This window comes from Okeania sp. SIO2F5 (assembly GCF_010692685.1).
In the GTDB taxonomy this organism is placed as follows: domain Bacteria; phylum Cyanobacteriota; class Cyanobacteriia; order Cyanobacteriales; family Microcoleaceae; genus Okeania; species Okeania hirsuta.
In genome coordinates this window covers 1-18,670 of sequence record NZ_JAAHGU010000139.1, presented here as the reverse complement: position 1 = coordinate 18,670, position 18,670 = coordinate 1, and the positions used below count along the sequence as shown (strand labels likewise).

Below are 18,670 nucleotides of genomic sequence, written 5' to 3'. Positions count from 1 at the left end.
ATGTATACTGGATAAACTATTAATATTTGTGTCTAATGATGACATCGAATCATAATTATACACGCATCATTCATCCAGACACGCTCATCATAGATTATAGTGCTGGCCTTCTGATGCGTTTAGGTAAAAAAAACTAAAGGCATTAAATGGGACTTAAACATTTTTAGGTCGAAAAATGGCGCTCGTGTTGGTCTAGATCAGGAAATTACGTCAATGCCCTAAAAATGCCTAGAACCCTTAGTAATTAAGGATTTATGCCTTTTTGACATCAAAGTCTTTTCCTGTCTATATTTGAGCCTATTTTCTACTTCTATTTTGTGTAAGTCCCATTAAGCAACTTCGCTAATACTGATAATTTTTCCGCCTGTTTTCTGGATGTTTTGAAGTATCTTAGACATTTGGCTGTATTTGACTACGCATTCTTGACTACTGAGCTTGCCCAATCTAGCAGGAGCTTGAGAGGTAGAAAACGCTATTGTGAAGCGCTTTTCTGTATTACCATAAGAAGCTCCATTGCCCATTGCCAGTGGCTTTATAGGAGTTGATAAATTAGCAGCTACAGAAGAAATTAATTGGGCACGTTTATCGCTATCGTTAGTCGCAGAGCCGCGTAATAGAGAAAACATCCGGTTGAATGCTTCGTTTTTCAGCCCAACAACTGAACGAATACTGCGTGGATAGGGTACAGTATTATCGCCAAAACTCTGGATATACTCGTCACTATCAATGTACGAGTTAATCTCAGCTTCGTATCCTTGTTCGTTATAAGTCTGAACGTGCTCAGAAATTTCCTCCTGCCCTTGAGGAGGACGACCTAATAAATGCTTAAAGTTTAACTCAATAAAGCGGTACTGAGACGAAGAGTGAAAAAAGAGTGATTGATAAAGACTTGATTGAGCCACACTCCGAACAAATTCACGAACTGTAATATCGCCATTACGGAGTAGAGACTCAGCACTAGAGAGGCGATCGCCTTCCATGAGATACTGATTTCCTAGTACCTGCTTATAAACTGCCCTGATGATCTGTTCTAGCTCTCCTTTCTGGAAAAAGCGTCAAGCATTGAATTCTCCTTAGTAAAGCTAATTCTAAAATATATGACTTAAATATAGTCACTGATTAAGTATATAAAGCACTAGCAGTTTAAAATCCCATTTATGAGAAACAAAGTAATAAAACTTTATTTAGAATCATATTATGTCCGCGCTTTATAGTTTCTGTACACCTAACTTGATATAATAAATTGTTTTGCTTTTAAAACCATATATCTAATTTTTGTCAAAGGGAACAGCAGTGCGACCCCGCAGGGTGTGACAGATTTCATTAATAATGGATAATTACCCCTGGTTAAAACAGTTCTTGATTGAATATAAGGAAATATAGAATTTAAATAATTTTTAGCCGATCAATAAACTAAACTATCAGGACTTAAAAGTTAATTTATATTACTTTTTTCCTTGATTGCTTGACAAATTTGCAGAATAAAATATTAACTTCATGATAAATCTCTATTGCTTTAGGTTATAGAGAGTATCGAAAACTAAAGGTTTTAAAAAAACAACTTTCTCAAAATAACTTGGATAATTTTTATGAACACATAACCTCTGAATAAGAGCTTGATGGAAATTAATCTAAGAGATTATTCAGAATATTAATTTTGTTAAAAATCAATGTCTAGGCAGACTATTTATGTCAAAAAACTGAAATTTTAATTTATTTCATAATAAAAAAATATATTGATTTTATGGTAGATTAAATTACAAAAAATAACATAATTGGGTAGTGATTTTACATGGTTATATATATTATATTTAAGAGAAAATATGATTTTATTTAGTCTATAAAAAAACTGAAGTATTTTGATATAATATCTCTACAAAAGCTTTAGAAGTAGTTGAAGTATAGATTAGGTGATGAAAAAAAAATATAGCTGTAGTTTATCTCGTTTTTTTCTATTTACTATTCATTTATTCTCTCCTAATTTTTGCTTCATTTGCTATAAAAAAAATAATGAAGTCATTTATTTCAACTGTAATTACTGCTGCTGACATAGCAGAGCGTTTTCCTAACTACTCCGATCTAGAGTGTATTCGAGGCGGTCTAAAACGTACTTATGCTCGTATAGAAGCAGCAGAAAAGCTGGCTGCTCGTATTGATGCTGTGACAAAAGAAGCTAGTGAATGGGTATTTAGAAAGTACCCCGATCTTACCAAACCTGGCGGACCTTGTGATTCTCAAGTTAAGATCGAAAAATGTTATCGTGACCTGAGTCATTATCTGAGGCTAATTAATTATTGTCTAGTAGTTGGTAGTACTGCTCCTCTGGATGATTGGGCTATTACTGGCCAGCGCGAAGTTTACCGCGCCCTCAATTTGCCTACTGCGCCTTATGTTAGCGCACTTCAATATACACGGAATCGTGCTTGTTCCCCCAGAGATATGTCTCCTCAAGCTTTAGCAGAATTTTGGGTTTATCTAGATTATTTAATTGATTCCTTCTCCTAACCAGTGTCGCTGCATAAATACTGTGGTGACTACAAATGATGATCGGGAGATGGGGAGATAATATAATACCAATTTGATAAATGTTTGCTACAAATGGTTAGGCTATTTCTTAGGAGTCAGGAGTCAGGATCCGTATGGGAATTGCTTCAATACCAGTTTTTAGCTCGGAAATCATCCTTTTTGTCAAAGGGAATATCCTGCATTTGTCTTTTTATTCCTCTTACTATTCGTAACATTCTTTTTTCAAATTGGTATAACTACTAGACATAGGCGTGATAATAAAAAATCAAATCAATTCTCACACATAAATTATCAATTATTTCCCCTCCTGGGAGGGGGAGGGGCTAGGGGTGGGTTCCCTACTGCCTACAGCAAAGCTGCCTACTCCCTATGCGTGGAGGAGATGTCTACTGGGGTTGCATATTATGGAATGATACTGCAAAAAATTGGTTTATACTTTGACTAAAAAAATCTAATATTAATCATTCTTAGCAATTCTTAAATCCAAAATCAAAATCAATCAAAAATATCAAATCACTGGTCACTTTGCAATGCCTAATTATAGCAAATTCGATGATTATAGGGTAGTTATCTAAGTGTCCAAATCTTGATCGAGAAGGGTTTTTATTTTTGTTAATATCTCCTTATTACAGCGGATTTGATATTACTTGTATCGAACTCGAAGCAAAGGGCACGGACATATCAAAAGCATAAAACTCAGACAACGCCAGATTTTTTCCTTCTTCCTTGTGCTATTTTTCATATAAAATTGCTATTTTACTCTCTCGTTCAACTTTAAGCTTTTGTAAAATAAATGTGGCATTATTTTTTGTTTTTAACATGAACTTATTCCAGTAATAATATTTTTGTTAAAAACACTAAATGTTTTGATGTTTAAAAAAAATAATAATTAAGCTTTTTAAACACATTTAACCTCAATAAATAACCCTATCAAAAATAATGGAAGAGGTTCATAAAACCATGTCCGAATGATTAAGTATAATAAAAATTTTCTATTGAAGCTCTCTTGAAGAAATATCCCCAATTTATGCTCCGTTTCTAGTGTTATATCTTGAATTTACACCTACTACCTCATAACTTTACGAATGATATAAACTGACACTGAAAGCTTTCAGTCTATGCTTCTGTCGCAAACTGCTGTACGATCTATTCAAGAAACTAATTGTTGATTGTAATTAACACTAGAGAAAATGGATAAGCGTTTTTTGAATATATTCCCCGGATTAAGTGAAGAAAAAGCAATTGCTTTACTAGAAACACCAATCGAAGAATTAGAAGATAAATCCGATCGTTATATTGCAGCAAGTCATTTAGTTAACTTTCCCAGTGAACGTTCAATCAATGTCTTAATCAAAACTCTACAAGATACAAACCCAGTTCTAGAACATAAAATTGCTAGACGTAAAGCGGTCGAAACATTGGGACGTTTAAATGCAACATCAGCACTGCCTGCAATTAGAGCTTGCTTAGGAGACGAAGACTGTTACACTGTAGAAAATGCTGTCTGGGCAATTGGGGAAATAGGAACTGAAGATCTAGAAATTCTTGCAGAAATTGCTCAGTTGTTGGAAAAACCTGGTCAAAGTTATCGTTTGATTATTCAGGTGTTAGGAAAATTTAACTATAAACCTGCAATAAATAAGATTCAACAATTTACAGCATCTGATGACGAACCTATTGCTAGTGCAGCGATCGCTACTGTTTGCCGTTTAACAGGGGATTATTCCCAGATGACAAAAGTGGTAGAATTTTTAGAACACTCAAATGTTAATGCTAGACGGGGTTGTATTCAAGACCTAATCGATACTAAATATTATCCATCTATTCCTAATATTGCTAAATGCCCTGTTTCCATGGTTTTTCGTCTCCGAGGAATTAGACTCCTAGCAGGAACAGGTATTCCTACAGGTGAGATTAATTTTGCTCAGATCGAACCCTATTTAGATTTGGTCGTTCGTGACCATCCCAATGATTTAGAATTAGTCCATGAATACGACCAAACCCCCACTTTAGAATTTTCCATTAAAGAATTATACAGTACAGATTTTGGTAGGTGTTATTTAGCTGGCAAAACCCTTTTAGAGACTTATCCAGAGGTTGCAGGTGCAGCATTAATGGCAACCTTTGCAGAAAGCGCTCATAATGATTATGGTGCTCACTATCATGTAGTTAAACTTTTAGGTTGGCTGAAATATTTTGATGGTTATGATTTATTGGTAGAAGCACTGGATAACAAAGCGCCTCAGTTTCAGAAGTCTCGTGGTGCTGCTGCTCTTGCTTTGGCTAATTTAGGAGATGAGAGGGTTATATCTTTGCTTAGGGAGACTATTAGTAATACGAGAATTTTTGACTTGAAATATGCTTGTTTGTTGGGGTTAAAGCAGTTAGGGGATAGTCAAGCTGGTGATTTAGTTGCTAATGATTCAGATTTATTGATTCAGGCTAAAGCAAAAAATATGATTTGATCGGGAGCAGGACTTACGCAAAGGTAATATATATAGAGTCTAAAAACTATAACGTTATAGTTTTGAAAGCTATATATTTAGTCTCTGTGTAAGTCCTAATAATATTAACAGAGATTAGAAGTATGATAACTTAGAAATTTTGTAGATATTTGTCTAGGATAGTCTATAAAATTAGCCTTTAGCTAACAGCAGTTAAGGTTTGGAACCTTTCGTTTGGCCTTTAAAACCTCTCGGTTGAGGTTTGAAACCTCTAAAATTTTACTTTTGACTTTTGACTTTATGTATCGACCTAAGTGACCCTAAATTCTCAATTTTCCAGAAATACTAATGATGAGAGCGCGTGAGATATTGCAGGAAGATGAAAAAGGTAGACGAGATTTCCAAGGTGTTAGTCTTAGAGGTCTATCTTTTGAGGGAGAAGATTTGTCAGGAGCAGATTTTAGTGGGGCGGATATTCGAGGTACTAATTTTCGAGGAGCGAATCTGAGCGGTGCTAAATTTCAGGGAGCTAGGGCAGGTTTACAAAAGCGTTGGGTGGTAGTTTTGCTTGTTGGTGTTTTTGTTTTAGTTGGTCTATCAGCTTTTTTGAATCTATTCACTTCAGCTCTGATATTACTAATATTTGATTCAAGTCGTATAGAAAATCAAGTTTTTGGTTGGTTGTACCTAATTTTAACTATTCTACCCTGGATAATGTTTATTTATAAAGGAGTAGAAAACTCAGCCGAAGCCTTCGCAGTAGCTGTAACTGGGGCTTTCGGTGTAGCCGTAGCCTTTGTCATAGCCGGATACTTAGGCATAACCAAAGCCGTCGCCGTCGCCGGAGCAGTAGTTGTAGCCCTTGCCGTAGCTGGAGCCGGAGTTTTTGCCGTCGCCCTAGCCGGAGCTTTTGCGGTAGCTGGAGTCATAGCCATAGTCTTTGCCATTGCCATTGCCTTTGTCATAGCCATTGCCATTGCCTTTGCAGCAAAGGTTGTCGCAACCTTTGCCTATTCCTTTGACGTAGCCTTCGTCGCAACCTTATTCCAGACACTATTAAGTAGTTACTTTGCTGATCGAGGGATGAAAGAAGATGACAAATACACTTTTCTTCATAATATAGCTGTTGCTTTTGCTGCCTTATGTGGAACATCTTTCAGAGATGCAAATTTAACTGATGCTGACTTCACAAATGCTACTCTCAAAAGTACAAATTTTAGAGGAGCTAACATAACCCGTACTTGTTGGAAAAACACTATAAAACTAGACCGCATACGACCAGGAACAACCTATCTAAAAGAGCCTAAAGTCAGAGAGTTAGTTAGAACAGGTAAAGGAGAAAATCAGAACTTCAATCGCTTTAACGACCTTCAAGGAGTCAATCTCCAGGGAGCAAACCTAACTAATGCCAGTTTCATAGAAGCGAATCTCAACTTAGCCAACCTTCAAGATACTAACCTTTCCCGTGCTAAGTTAGTAGGAACATTTCTAGACCAAGCTGACCTCACAGGTGCAACTTTAACCGGAGCTTTTCTTGAGGATTGGGGGATAACTACGAGAACTAAACTAGATGGTATCAAATGTGATTATGTATATATGCGTCTTCCCCCTGATCAACGACCTGAATTTCTGAAACTTACTCCTGAAGAGAGTCTTAATGATAATCCTCGCCGTCAACCTGCTGATTGGGAAAAGATTTTTGAGGAAGGTGAATTTGTGAATTTTATTACTCCGATGGTAGAGACACTAGACCTCTATCACAACCAAGCAGTAGACCCTCGAATAGTTGCATACTCATTTCGGAAGCTACAAGAAGACCATCCAGAAGCAGAATTAAGAATGCGTTCTATGGAAATACGGGGTAAGAATGATGAGGGATTATTGATAAAAGCTGAAACGACACCCCAAGCTGACCATTCAGTTTTACACTCTGAATATTTTCAGACTTATAACGAAACGACAGCTCTTCCATCGGAGCAAGTTCGACTGCTTTTAGCAGAGAAGGATAAACAAATTAGACAACTAACAGCTTGGGTAGATACAACTGTTAATCGGTCTGGTGGTGTTAATATAGAAAATTATAGTAATGAAGGAAGTACAAATATGTCAGAAGGTAGTGGAAATCAAATTGATATTAGAGAAAACTATGGAATTGGAAAAGACGGAGAAATTCGTGGTGCAGTTGGCAACACAGGAGAAATTTATGGTTTAGCTGGTAGCCAAGGAGAAATTAAAGACTCAAAAATTGCTCGAAATATTTATGAAGCTCAACAAAAAACATTAGCTGAAACAGCAGCATAAATTCAACAACTTCTCAAACAATTAGAACAGTCAAACCCTACAGAAACCACAGCAGGTCAAATGGCAGTTGTTACCCAAGCTATTGAAATTGTAGAAAATAACCCCACATTAAAACAGCGAGTCATAGGAGCATTAAAATCAGTAGGAACAGAAGCATTCAAAGAAGCTCTAGATAATCCAGTAGCTAATATTTTAGTAGCAGCTTTTCAAGGTTGGATTGAACCATAAAATCAGTCACTAATTATGAGGAGCAAGCTCTTCCATATTTTTAACAAACTTAGTATTACTCACAATCAAAATAACAAGTAACTTTTCTGGAAATTAAACTAATAATTCCTTTATTAACAATAATATTACAGGAAATTAAACAAATTACTATATAATAAAAGTTTAAAATCATTACCTACTAATATAGAATAATTGAAGCGTCAGACAATGTGATACTATTTATCTTTTTAATACTATAAACAAATTATCAATATGCCACACTTAATTCGCAAACTTTTCATAACAATCCTTTTATTATCTGTATTTTGCTTGAGCAACCCAGTAACTGTAATAGCTGCCACTCAACCACAGAATATTACCCCCACTCAATTAGAAGAATTAGACAATCTATTTAATCAAGCCTTAAATGCCAGTAATAACGGTGACTTTGCCAACGCCGAACAATTATGGACTCAAATCCTAGAACAATATCCCGATAATCCAGCGATCTGGAGCAACAGAGGTAATATTAGACTTAGCCAAAATAAAATAGAAGAGGCAATATCTGATTATCAAAAAGCAATAGAAATTTTTCCTAATGCTCCCGACCCTTATCTAAATCGTGGTATTGCTTATGAAAGACTCAACAAATGGTCAGAGGCGATCGCTGATTATAATCAAGTTATAGAATTAGACCCTGAAGATCCAATTGCCTACAATAACCGTGGCAATGCAGAAGGAGGACTAGAAGAATGGGAAAAAGCGACCGAAGATTACAAAAAAGCTAGTGAATTAGCTTCTGAATATGCCTTTGCTCGTGCCAATTATTCTCTAGCTCTTTACCAAATTGGACAAACTCAAGAAGCAGTAAAAACTATAAAAAGTCTGGTTCGTAAATATCCTAACTTTGCTGATATGCGGGCAGCATTAACTGCTTGTCTTTGGGAACAAGGCAAAAAAGGAGAAGCAGAAAGTAACTGGGTAGCTGCTGTAGGATTAGATCCCCGTTATCAAGACCTTGATTGGGTAGCTAATATTCGTCGTTGGCCTCCTACATTAGTTAATAATTTGGAAAAGTTTATTAACCTAAAATAGTTGGCTAAATTTACTTGTTTCCCAGACATTTGTCTGGGAATGTATAGTAGTCGCTAGGATAGTTAGAACATTATCAAACCTTCAAATTTAGTTCTGAATTCTAAATTCTAAATTCTAAATTCTAAATTCTTATCACTGTGGTAACCACCCTGCACTAAGAAGTATGGTTAAACCCATAAAAAGTACAGAAAAAGTCCAAGTAATCCTATTCAAGGTTATCTCTGCACTTTTGGTGCTAGTAAACAATTGAGCTTGTCCACCAATACCACCAATTCCATCACCTTTGGGGCTGTGTAACAAGACAAATACAACAATACCGATAGCCGATATAATCCAGATAATTTCTGCAAGTTGAACAACATTCATAATTTTTAATTCGTTAAAAAATCCAATAATTTCACTGATATTGAGGGAGATAATTTTTAGAAAACAAAGCTTGACTTAGAAGTGTAACTAGCTATCAGCTTATAGCAGCTCTGGGTAAAAATCCCTGGCTGCTTATCAGCAGGATGGCCTTCGGAGGAGTTGAAATCTCCTTTCCGTTCCGGAATGCTCCGCTATCCGAGGAAGTCTCAAAAAAAACTTACCGATCGCTGTTTGCGCAGCATTCCGCAGGAAAAGCTGACCACTTCTTTAAAAATCTCCTTTTGTTTTCCATTACCGAAAAATTGTGGTTTAAAGCCTCCTCTTTATAATGTGATAAAAAGAAAAATTTTCCTTTGAGTCAATCCTCTTGTTTTAAAGGAGAGGTAATAATTAATTATTAATTATTAATTATTAATTGTTGAACTGCCTCCTGTCTAACTAGCTGACTACAAACCCATTCGCACAGGAGTACGATTTTGTTGAATATCATATCCGGCATTTTCAATTATTGACCTTCCAGTCATCTCAGGAGGCTGGGGCAACTGTAAAATCTCCAAAATAGTTGGTGCTACATCTGCTAAACACCCATCTCGTCGTAAAGGCACTTTAGTGCCATGACCGGGAATTTTTCGTCCCTCTCCTTCTATGAGTATAAATGGCACAGGATTTGTAGTGTGAGCTGTCCAAGGACTTCCTTGTTCATCGCACATATATTCAGCATTACCATGGTCAGCAATAATTATTGCTGTGCCACCTACTTTACTAATACTATCTAAAAGTTGTCCTAAACAATAGTCAACTGTCTTAACTGCATTTACTGCCGCATCCATAACCCCAGTATGACCTACCATGTCAGGGTTAGCATAATTAATCACAATTAGAGAATAGATTTGTTTTTCCACAGCAGTGATCGCTACTTCTGTTACTTCTTTAGCTGACATTTCTGGTGCTTCATCATAATGAGCAACCATTGGACTTTGAATCAATTCTCGGTCTTCTCCCTCAAATGGTTGTTCTAAACCTCCATTGAAAAAGTAAGTTACATGAGCATATTTTTCAGTTTCAGCGGTGCGGAGTTGGCGTAGACCATGCTGAGAAATTACTTGTCCGAGAATATTATTTAAGTTTTGAGGCTTAAAAGCCACTAAGACAGATAAACTAGGGTCATATTGAGTAAAAGTTAAAAATGTCAATGGTTGAATTTGTTGGCGCTCAAACCCATTAAAATCTGGATCTACAAAAGCTTGAGTCAATTGACGGGCACGATCAGGACGAAAATTAAAGAATATTACTCCATCTCCAGGTTCTATAGCTCCTGGGGATACTCTAACTGGGATTACAAATTCATCTGTTATACCTTCAGTATAAGACTTTTGTAGTAAATCAGAAGCAGAACAACCAACTCCATAACCGTCTTTGGTCATCACTTCATAAGCTTTTTGAATTCTATCCCATCGTTTATCCCGGTCCATTGCATAGTAGCGACCACTAATAGTTGCAATTCGTCCTACACCACTTTGATTAATGTGATATTCTATTTGTTTGAGTACCTGAACTCCTGATTTTGGGTTTGTATCACGTCCATCAGTAATAGCATGAATACAAACATCAGAAATTCCTTTTGCTTTAGCCATATCCAGTAAACCTAATAAGTGGTTTACATGAGAATGAACTCCTCCTGGGGAACATAAACCCACTAAATGTAGTTTGGAATTACGCTCACTAATATCTTGACAACATTTTTCAAGATCTTGATTTTGAGCAATTGACCCATCTTCTACAGCATCAGATATTCTTACCAACTCCTGGGGTACAATTCTCCCCGCACCAATATTTAAGTGACCGACCTCCGAGTTACCCATTTGACCTTCTGGCAAACCTACTGCTTTGCCAGAAGCTTGAATCAAGGTTCTAGGATATGCTTGCCAAAGGCTATCAATTATAGGTGTTTCACCAACAGCAATCGCATTTCCTTCTTTTTCTTCTCGATAACCCCAACCATCTAGAATAATTAGTACAACCGGAGATATAGAAACTGTTCCCATGATTTTTTACCTTTGATACCTAATCTCGGTTCTATAATGACTAAATTCAACATACTACAATTGAGTAGATTTTTATCTAATCTCTATTAATGTCTACTAATTAAGTAGACCAGTCTTGTTGAAAAGTTTAGCTGAAGTTACTATATCATTCAAATTATTTCTTGATTTTACTTTAGATGAATTTTATTAATATCTAATATTAAATTAGATTCACATAAATTTGATGATAAAGGGAGGTAAAAGGGAATACCTTGAGAAGGCAACTAGAGAAAAATATAACTCACTATAAACCAATTAATGATGGGAAATTTAATTTTTTTTTAATAAATTTATTGTCAAAAAACAAATTTTTAAACAAAATAAAGTAGTAGAAACAAATATCCTGATTTTTTTTAAGCATTGAATTTTGGGATAACTAGTTCACAATTAAGATTGGCTTGACGCTATAGTTATTGAAAGTCGATCAAAAAAACTTAAAAATGTGATACTTAGAGTAGCAACGATGGTATTTTTGATCTTAAAACTATTGTAAAATTTATCAACATAAACAAAATCTCAAATGAACAAAGTATTGTATTTCGTCAGCATAGGAATATTAGCTTTCTGGATACTTAGAGGTGAATCTGTAGCACTTAATGATGAAGATATGCAATTAATGGCATTATCAGATTCTGCCAGTTTTTCTAACCAAATCCTAGCTCAAGTTCCAGATTCTCCATCTTCTGATTCACAATCACAATCGACTATTCCATCAGCAGAAGTTCCAGAAAAGTCCAATACAGTTGCTAACTTGATCCAATCTACCGACCCAGAGGAAAGAGAAAAAGTTTTACAGCAAAACTTAGGAAATGAGGTAGATGATACTACAATTCAACCTTCTCAAACAATATCTGTTCCCACAGGTAGAGACCCATTTTCTGTTGTTCCTGAAATACCAGTACCAGAATTAGCACCAGAAGAATCTTCCGTAGCCCAATTGCCAGAAATACAAGGCCAACAACTACCTGGTCTACCTACCCTTCCTGAAACTACAGCACCCACTACTTGGCAACAAAATGTGAGAAGGATAGTACCTAGCGATGATAGTCCAATTGTTGCTCAACAAAGACGAAGAAGACCATTACCTAATACTTCACCATTCGAAAACTCATTTGTAGAACATGGTTGTTAACTTTATCGCAAAGGTAGTATGATTTTGCTAAATTTTTGCTACCCTTGACAATATTAGGCTTTTCGGAACTAGCAATGCGTAAATTTCTACTAATATTAGGAGCGGGGTTACTATCAGTTTGGATAAGTGGATGTGAATCTCTACCATTTTTTAACAGAGGAAACAGTTCTACTGCCAATACTCCAGAATCTTCTCCTACTCCCATAGACCCTCCTGAATCTCCTTCTCAAATTCTTGCTGTTGACGAACCTTTCCCATCTCCAGATATTCCCCAAAAGTCAGAGACGGCAAAAGATTTAATTAGGTCTACAGACCCGAATGAAAGAACAAAATCCCTCCAACAAGAAGTTCAAACTCAAACACCTACTTCTATTTCAAGCATTCCAGAGACCAGAGACCCCTTCTCAAATTTACCAACTATTCCAGTACCAAGTCGGAGATCGAATCAAACAGGAGATTCTGTATCTACCCAACTTCCTGAATTAGATAGTCAGCAAGTACCAAATATTCCAACTCTACCAGAAACTAAATCCCCTTCCTCTTGGAGGGAACCAGAGTCAACTGCAACCAGAACAAACCAAGGGACAGACTCAAACCAAGTTCCTCAACAACAAAATTCACAACAGCCATCTGCCACAAACAGACAAAATTCAAGTTCAGCTCAATCATCCCCTCCATCAAGGCAAACGCCCAACAGTAAGCTACCGCAAAATACAAACAAACAAGCAGCATCACAAAACAATACTCAGTCAGGAAAAAATAATAATACAAAAGTTGCAGCTCATCCTCCAGGTACTACACAACAATCACAATCTCAAGAGCCACCATCTCCACCAAAACCCCCAGAGTTGCCCAGTTCATCTACTCAACAAGTACCAGGTTTACCAGAACTGCCAATAGAGTCAACCCCGCCTCCTCAGTGGCGAGGGCCAGGCTTTCCACCACCACCACCTCCACCACCGCCACCACCACCACCACCACCACCGCCACCAGATACAACTATTGCCGACGGTATAGAAGTTAGTGGAGTTGTGCAAGTGGGACATCAAAAGCAGATTATTGTTAAGGTTCCTACAGAGCCTACAAGTAGATATGTAAAAATTGGACAACGACTAGCTAATGGTAAGGTATTGGTAAAGCGAGTGGACTTTAAGACAGGAGCTGACCCAGTTGTCGTGTTTGAGCAAAGTGGTGTGGAAATTCAAAAAGAGGTAGGAAGTCAGCCAACAACTGAGGAGTAAAAAAATAAATTATTCTAATTAAATTTCTTCGTTAATTTTGACTGCCTGGAAAAACAGAATTATGTCAAATTTATGCTGAAGAAGAACTGGTAGTAATGGATTTCATGGAAAGTCAAATTGAAAGACCTAAAAAAAGACAAAAACAGGACGAATTAAAGTAGAACATATTCTAATCCTGAACGAAATCGGGGTAAGAGATTCAGGTTAATATCCAACTTAATAGCTGGTATTTATAATTAGGATTTGTCTAATTAAGTTGAAAAAAAATCTATTAAATTTCTAGTTGGTTGAGCTTTTAATCATTAGGTGAACTTTTTTAGTATGCCTATTTTTAATGATTTGGCTAGAGAGCGATCGCTTAAGATCAATTATTCAGAAAAAATGAGGAATTCTGCCTGTCTTATCAAGTCAACTTAGACAAAAAATATCTGTAAATTATAGCATAAAATATTTTTGCAAGAAGTATCAAGTATCTTGAGACATTCTGGAGTAAAATTAGAATCAATTTCCACAGTTCTGTGCAACTGTATATAATGGATATAATGGAATCAAGAAATAATAGAAACTCTTTAAATTAATAAATAGGCTTAGTATAGGCCATGCTGCTATCAATAAAACAACTAAAAATAGCGATATTAACAGGTTCTTGCCTGGGATACACAATTTTGATGTGGCATCCTCAGTCCTTAATGGCACAAGAACAAACAGAAGCACCTTTTTGTGAAGGAAACCCTCCTACTGGCAGAGTTAAATGCAATTATCCCAATGGAGATAATTATGCTGGAGATTTTGTCAATGGAAGACCAGAAGGAAGTGGTGTATATGTCTATGCTAATCGTAATCGCTACGAAGGACAGTTTCGGAATGGTCTGCCTAATGGACAGGGTACTTTTATATTCTCTGATGATTCCAGAGTTACAGGAGTATTCCAAAATGGACAAATTAGGTCGGGTACAATTACTTTTGCCAATCAAGATCGCTTTGTCGGAGAATTTAACTTAGTGGAGAATCTCTCTAGTAATGTGATTAGTAGTCAGCCTACTGGTCAAGGTCAATTTATTTATGCTAATGGCGATCGCTATGAGGGAGATTTCTTTGCAGGTTCTCCTTTTGGTCCAGGAGTGTTTACTCGTGCTGATGGCATACGATGTCAAGGAGATTTTTATAATTCAGAACTAGATGGGAGAGGAAGTTGTACATATCCTAATGGAATTCGTTATCAAGGAGAATTAAGAGGAGGAATACCTCATGGTGTAGGGATTATTATAGATGCTGAAGGAAAAAGATTTCCAGGAGTATTCCGTAATGGTCAAAGACAAGAATAAATAGAGTAGTAAATACTACTATTATATATGTGATATGTGAATGATGAATTTTTCATTCACAATAGGACGGAGATGAAGAAATAACAAAGCCTTTTTGGTGTTCAGTTAACTATAGCCGAAAAGGCTAAGTTCTTCTAAGAACTATAGCGTTGCTGATTTGAGGTATGATATCTTGTCCGGATAAGAGGGCGAGCAAAAAACCTCCTCCTTCTACTCGGGGTTTCTTCTTCTTTCTTCCCTCCTGACTCCTGACTCTTGACTTCCCCTCCTGGGAGGGGTTAGGGGTGGGTTGACTCTTAAGTAATTAGAATTCATATCATACAGGTGCTTCAGCAACGCCAGAACTATGTAATATCAGAGCTGTTTCATAGTGTTATGAAAAAATATCTACTTTCGCTTCGACACAAAATATCTTTATTATCCCCACTTTTTGCGGACTTATAGCGCTCCGTGCTAGGCAAAAGTCATGCATCAAGTGCTAATTGGCAAGGTTTCCTCAGAATGTAAGACGCACATCTGACAGTCAGAAGTTAAAAGTAATCCCTGACGCTCATTTGAGCCTTTATACAGCGCTTCCCGTTGTTATGAGGTACATCCATCGCGGGCAAGATGCCCGCACTACAATATTTTCATCATTTACCCTGTACCTCATTTGCCAGAAATATGCTGTAAATGTCCGCGCCCTTTGTTTCGACTGCTATATTTATAAATAGGGTTTGCTTATGGAAGTCTTTTGGTATGAGGTAGGAGTCAACCCACCCCTAACCCCTCCCAGGAGGGGAAGTCAGGAGAAATGGAGTCAGGAGGAATGGGAGATTTAGAGGAGGTAGTCGGATATTTTATCATTTTCTTTGTGGGTTTAATACCCCACCGTCAACGGGGGTGTTCACGCATTACTTGGGGGAGCGTAGACGCGGAGCGGCCCTTCGTTGACTATCCCCATGTAATTTTCCTCCTGTCTCCTGTCTCCTGTCTCCTGTCTCCTTCTTCAACCCTTGATTTTTCTGCAATTATTCTGCCCTTTATCTTAACTTTTTGGTCGCTCAAGCTTAAAAAGTTGTACTTCTTTCCGCTGTAAAAAAGCTAAAACCTTTACCTGTAAATGCTTTTATATTTAATTAGCAAGCCCTATTTAGAAAGCACAAAACTTGAATTTGTAAGACTTATTTAGCACTATGAATTAGAGCAGATAAAATGATTATAAGTTGAATGAGAAAATAATTTTAGACATTCAAATAATTCACTAAATTTTTCTGAAAAATTTAACTATTTTTTATTCTCTCAATCTCTACAATAACTCACAGCTTAAATTAAGATTTGTATATACATCTTAAAAAGAAGAAAAGAGTATAGGTATAAAATATAGAAATATTTAATTGCTAAGAGCAAACAATTTAAAAAAACATGAAAGCAAGCACCTCTACTTCCTTTAGAAACCAGCAATTTTCCTTTAATTTTGCCCCCCACCCTACACAAGATAGTGATTTTCTCCAACAACTAGAATTTATTCCTGGCTTAAAAGAAATATTGACAATTAGACAAGTTCATGGGCTAGAACACGCTACAGTTTGGGTACTCAGTGAATTAGCAAACTCAGGAAATTCAACATCCTCTGATGAATCAATTGGAGGAATGTCTACACCACAAGGATTTTACCTTTATGGTTCAGTAAATCCATCTCAATTAGAGCAGGCAGTAGAAGTAGCATTGCAGCGAATTACTTCTGGAGAATGGGACTTGGCAGTACATCCTAGATGTGGCACAAACTTATCAGTAGCAATGACTCTCACTCTAGGATTGGCTCTAGGTATAAATACACTGATGCCCAGGAAACCAATTGAGCAACTCTTAGGTTTTGGCATTGCAGCTACGGCAGCGATCCAAATAGCACCAGAGCTAGGTAATTTAGCCCAAAAATATTTAACAACTGGTATTCCTTTCAATTTAAGAGTGATAAATATTTCTGTAACTCAAGATGTATGGGGTCGTCCAGCTCATTTTGTTCAAGTATCCTGGCTCAATTAGTTGCAACAAAACTTAAAAAAATCTTAGACTGAAAAGATATAGGATGAGAGGACGGTTTTACCATTCTTAAACTTTAAGGGAAAAAAAATTCATGGTTCAACGTGGTTCTAAAGTTCGGATTTTACGCAAAGAATCCTACTGGTATAACGAGATTGGTACAGTTGCTTCCGTTGACAAAAGTGGCATCAAGTACCCTGTTATTGTTCGCTTTGACAAAGTAAATTATGCGGGTTTTAGTGGTAGTGCAGCTGGCGTTAACACTAATAACTTTGGTACCGAAGAAGTAGTAGAGGTAGAAGCTCCTAAAGGTAAAAAGAGTTAGCCTCAAACTATTCTTTGAACCCAGAGCTATAGCAAAACCTCAGTTGAGCAATTCTAATTAAATAAACAAAAATAGGCCAAAAATGTCTCAGATTAATGCTTAACTAGAAAAAATTTCTACAGTGTCTATATAATAATTAATACTGTGAGAAATAGTTAGCACTGTGCCAGAACTGCCAGAAGTAGAAATAGTAAAACGAGGTCTCAATCAACTGACTCTCAATAAAAAAATAGTGGGTGGGGAAGTGTTGTTAGAACGCACAGTTGCCCACCCAATTTCTGTAGGTGATTTTTTGGGCGATTTGCAGGGAAAAGCGATCGCGGGGTGGCATAGACGAGGTAAATATTTACTTGCCCAACTCTACAAGTGGGACACAAAAATTCTAAAACTTACGCAGCTCAAAGAAAACCAAGATGGTTGGTTAGGAGTGCATTTACGAATGACAGGCCAACTATTATGGGTTAAACCAGAAGAAAGTCTACATAAACACACGCGAGTGAGAATATTTTTTGGCGATCGCTCTTCAGGAAATGAAGGTCATCCTACTGATGAATTAAGATTTGTAGACCAACGCACTTTTGGCCAGATGTGGAGAGTACCAGCCGCAACAGAAGTATCCCATATTATTACTGGTCTGAAAAAACTAGGTCCTGAACCATTTTCTCCTGAATTTGGCCTAGAATACTTTATCAACAAACTTAACAACAGAAATAGAGCAATTAAAACAGCCCTTTTAGACCAAACAACAATTGCTGGGTTAGGTAATATTTATGCTGATGAAGCGCTATTTCTCAGTGGTATTAGACCAACAACTCTGTGCAAAGATTTGACAGAAACTCAAATAGAACAACTTCATCTAGCTATACTCAAAGTATTACAAAACTCTATAGATGCAGGTGGTACAACATTCAGCAACTTCCTAAATGTTAAGGGAGTTAATGGCAATTATGGTGGTGTGGCTTGGGTTTATAATCGTGCTGGTCAACCATGTAGAATTTGTGATACTTCTTTAGAGAAAATTAAACTGGCGGGTCGGTCTACTCATTTTTGTCCTCAATGCCAACAACTCTAATAGAAGCTTAGATTTGTCTGCTCCTACTTAATCTTCTTGCGATAAAACCAAATTTTGGCAGTCCCCTATAAATTTAGAAGCTTGTATTCTACAGTGTTAGGCTCAAAGTCGAGTCATTCAATCTCATTCCGTATTAGAATTTCAACAGAAAATGCAAAAGATGGAAATAATATATGGCAAACATTAAAAAAGGTAGCGTAGTTCGTGTTGTGCGAGAAAAACTTGAAAATAGCTTAGAGGCCAAAGCTAGTGACACAAGGTTTCCTCCCTATATATTTGATAGTAAGGGAGAAGTTGTTGATACAAAAGGAGATTACGCTTTTGTCAAATTCGGCAAAGTACCGACTCCAAATATCTGGTTGCGACTAGACCAGTTAGAAGAATTCAAGTAGAAATACCTTTTTCCAACTTGATACGGTCTCGGGGTCTCCCGTTATAATCTGGGATTTAACGGGAGGGGAATTGCCAACAGCAAATTAAACAAGTATCAATTGATGTTCAAATATAGCAATAAAGAGTAGTATAAAAAT

Annotated in this window: 15 protein-coding genes and 2 pseudogenes; 13 read left to right on the top strand and 4 right to left on the bottom strand. The window is 36.7% G+C overall.

The window, feature by feature from the left end; genetic code table 11:
- Positions 1 to 329 precede the first annotated feature (329 nt).
- Complete coding sequence (locus F6K27_RS34095; RefSeq protein WP_353736080.1) at positions 330 to 521, bottom strand: phycobilisome linker polypeptide; 192 nt, start codon at positions 519 to 521, stop codon at positions 330 to 332.
- Positions 522 to 683: 162 nt separating this feature from the next.
- Positions 684 to 1,031, bottom strand: a pseudogene (locus tag F6K27_RS34090) (phycobilisome rod-core linker polypeptide); the annotation flags it as partial.
- A gap of 979 nt (positions 1,032 to 2,010) precedes the next feature.
- Here F6K27_RS34090 and F6K27_RS27330 point away from each other — a divergent pair.
- The 5 genes from F6K27_RS27330 (at position 2,011) to F6K27_RS27310 (ending at position 8,573) form a co-directional block, all read left to right on the top strand.
- Positions 2,011 to 2,505, top strand: coding sequence for a bleomycin hydrolase (locus tag F6K27_RS27330; RefSeq protein ID WP_287279403.1), 495 nt, complete (start codon positions 2,011 to 2,013; stop codon positions 2,503 to 2,505).
- A 1,211-nt stretch (positions 2,506 to 3,716) separates the two neighbouring features.
- On the top strand, positions 3,717 to 4,991 hold the full coding sequence (locus F6K27_RS27325) for a HEAT repeat domain-containing protein (protein ID WP_287279402.1): 1,275 nt from the start codon (positions 3,717 to 3,719) through the stop codon (positions 4,989 to 4,991).
- Positions 4,992 to 5,318: 327 nt separating this feature from the next.
- On the top strand, positions 5,319 to 7,271 hold the full coding sequence (locus F6K27_RS27320; RefSeq protein ID WP_287279401.1) for a pentapeptide repeat-containing protein: 1,953 nt from the start codon (positions 5,319 to 5,321) through the stop codon (positions 7,269 to 7,271).
- A gap of 60 nt (positions 7,272 to 7,331) precedes the next feature.
- Positions 7,332 to 7,499: a hypothetical protein gene (locus F6K27_RS27315; protein WP_287279400.1), complete on the top strand. Its 168-nt coding sequence runs from the start codon at positions 7,332 to 7,334 to the stop codon at positions 7,497 to 7,499.
- A 252-nt stretch (positions 7,500 to 7,751) separates the two neighbouring features.
- Positions 7,752 to 8,573 (top strand): tetratricopeptide repeat protein, encoded by an 822-nt coding sequence (locus F6K27_RS27310; RefSeq protein WP_287279399.1) that lies wholly within the window; start codon positions 7,752 to 7,754, stop codon positions 8,571 to 8,573.
- Between the two features lie 132 nt (positions 8,574 to 8,705).
- On the opposite strand, the gene secG is transcribed toward F6K27_RS27310, so the two are convergent.
- Complete coding sequence (secG, locus tag F6K27_RS27305) at positions 8,706 to 8,939, bottom strand: preprotein translocase subunit SecG (RefSeq protein ID WP_124147553.1); 234 nt, start codon at positions 8,937 to 8,939, stop codon at positions 8,706 to 8,708.
- Positions 8,940 to 9,385: 446 nt separating this feature from the next.
- The gene (gene gpmI / locus F6K27_RS27300; protein ID WP_287279398.1) at positions 9,386 to 10,984 is read right to left on the bottom strand and encodes a 2,3-bisphosphoglycerate-independent phosphoglycerate mutase; all 1,599 of its coding nucleotides are present in this window, start codon (positions 10,982 to 10,984) and stop codon (positions 9,386 to 9,388) included.
- 559 nt (positions 10,985 to 11,543) lie between these two features.
- On the opposite strand from gpmI, the gene F6K27_RS27295 reads away from it, so the two are divergent.
- The 8 genes and pseudogenes from F6K27_RS27295 (at position 11,544) to F6K27_RS27260 (ending at position 18,532) form a co-directional block, all read left to right on the top strand.
- Complete coding sequence (locus tag F6K27_RS27295; protein ID WP_124147555.1) at positions 11,544 to 12,155, top strand: hypothetical protein; 612 nt, start codon at positions 11,544 to 11,546, stop codon at positions 12,153 to 12,155.
- Between the two features lie 74 nt (positions 12,156 to 12,229).
- Positions 12,230 to 13,396 carry a hypothetical protein gene (locus F6K27_RS27290; RefSeq protein WP_287279397.1) on the top strand — a complete coding sequence of 389 codons (1,167 nt, stop codon included), beginning with the start codon at positions 12,230 to 12,232 and terminating at the stop codon, positions 13,394 to 13,396.
- 41 nt (positions 13,397 to 13,437) lie between these two features.
- Positions 13,438 to 13,542 (top strand): annotated as a pseudogene (locus F6K27_RS27285) (IS5/IS1182 family transposase); the annotation flags it as partial.
- A gap of 453 nt (positions 13,543 to 13,995) precedes the next feature.
- Complete coding sequence (locus F6K27_RS27280; RefSeq protein ID WP_124155359.1) at positions 13,996 to 14,721, top strand: MORN repeat-containing protein; 726 nt, start codon at positions 13,996 to 13,998, stop codon at positions 14,719 to 14,721.
- Between the two features lie 1,404 nt (positions 14,722 to 16,125).
- Positions 16,126 to 16,746, top strand: coding sequence for a DUF6391 domain-containing protein (locus tag F6K27_RS27275; protein ID WP_287280108.1), 621 nt, complete (start codon positions 16,126 to 16,128; stop codon positions 16,744 to 16,746).
- A gap of 91 nt (positions 16,747 to 16,837) precedes the next feature.
- The gene (locus F6K27_RS27270; protein ID WP_287280105.1) at positions 16,838 to 17,068 is read left to right on the top strand and encodes a photosystem I reaction center subunit IV; all 231 of its coding nucleotides are present in this window, start codon (positions 16,838 to 16,840) and stop codon (positions 17,066 to 17,068) included.
- A gap of 163 nt (positions 17,069 to 17,231) precedes the next feature.
- The gene (locus F6K27_RS27265; protein ID WP_287280104.1) at positions 17,232 to 18,140 is read left to right on the top strand and encodes a DNA-formamidopyrimidine glycosylase; all 909 of its coding nucleotides are present in this window, start codon (positions 17,232 to 17,234) and stop codon (positions 18,138 to 18,140) included.
- Positions 18,141 to 18,313: 173 nt separating this feature from the next.
- Positions 18,314 to 18,532 carry an NAD(P)H-quinone oxidoreductase subunit O gene (locus tag F6K27_RS27260; protein WP_287280102.1) on the top strand — a complete coding sequence of 73 codons (219 nt, stop codon included), beginning with the start codon at positions 18,314 to 18,316 and terminating at the stop codon, positions 18,530 to 18,532.
- The last annotated feature ends 138 nt before the right edge of the window (positions 18,533 to 18,670 follow it).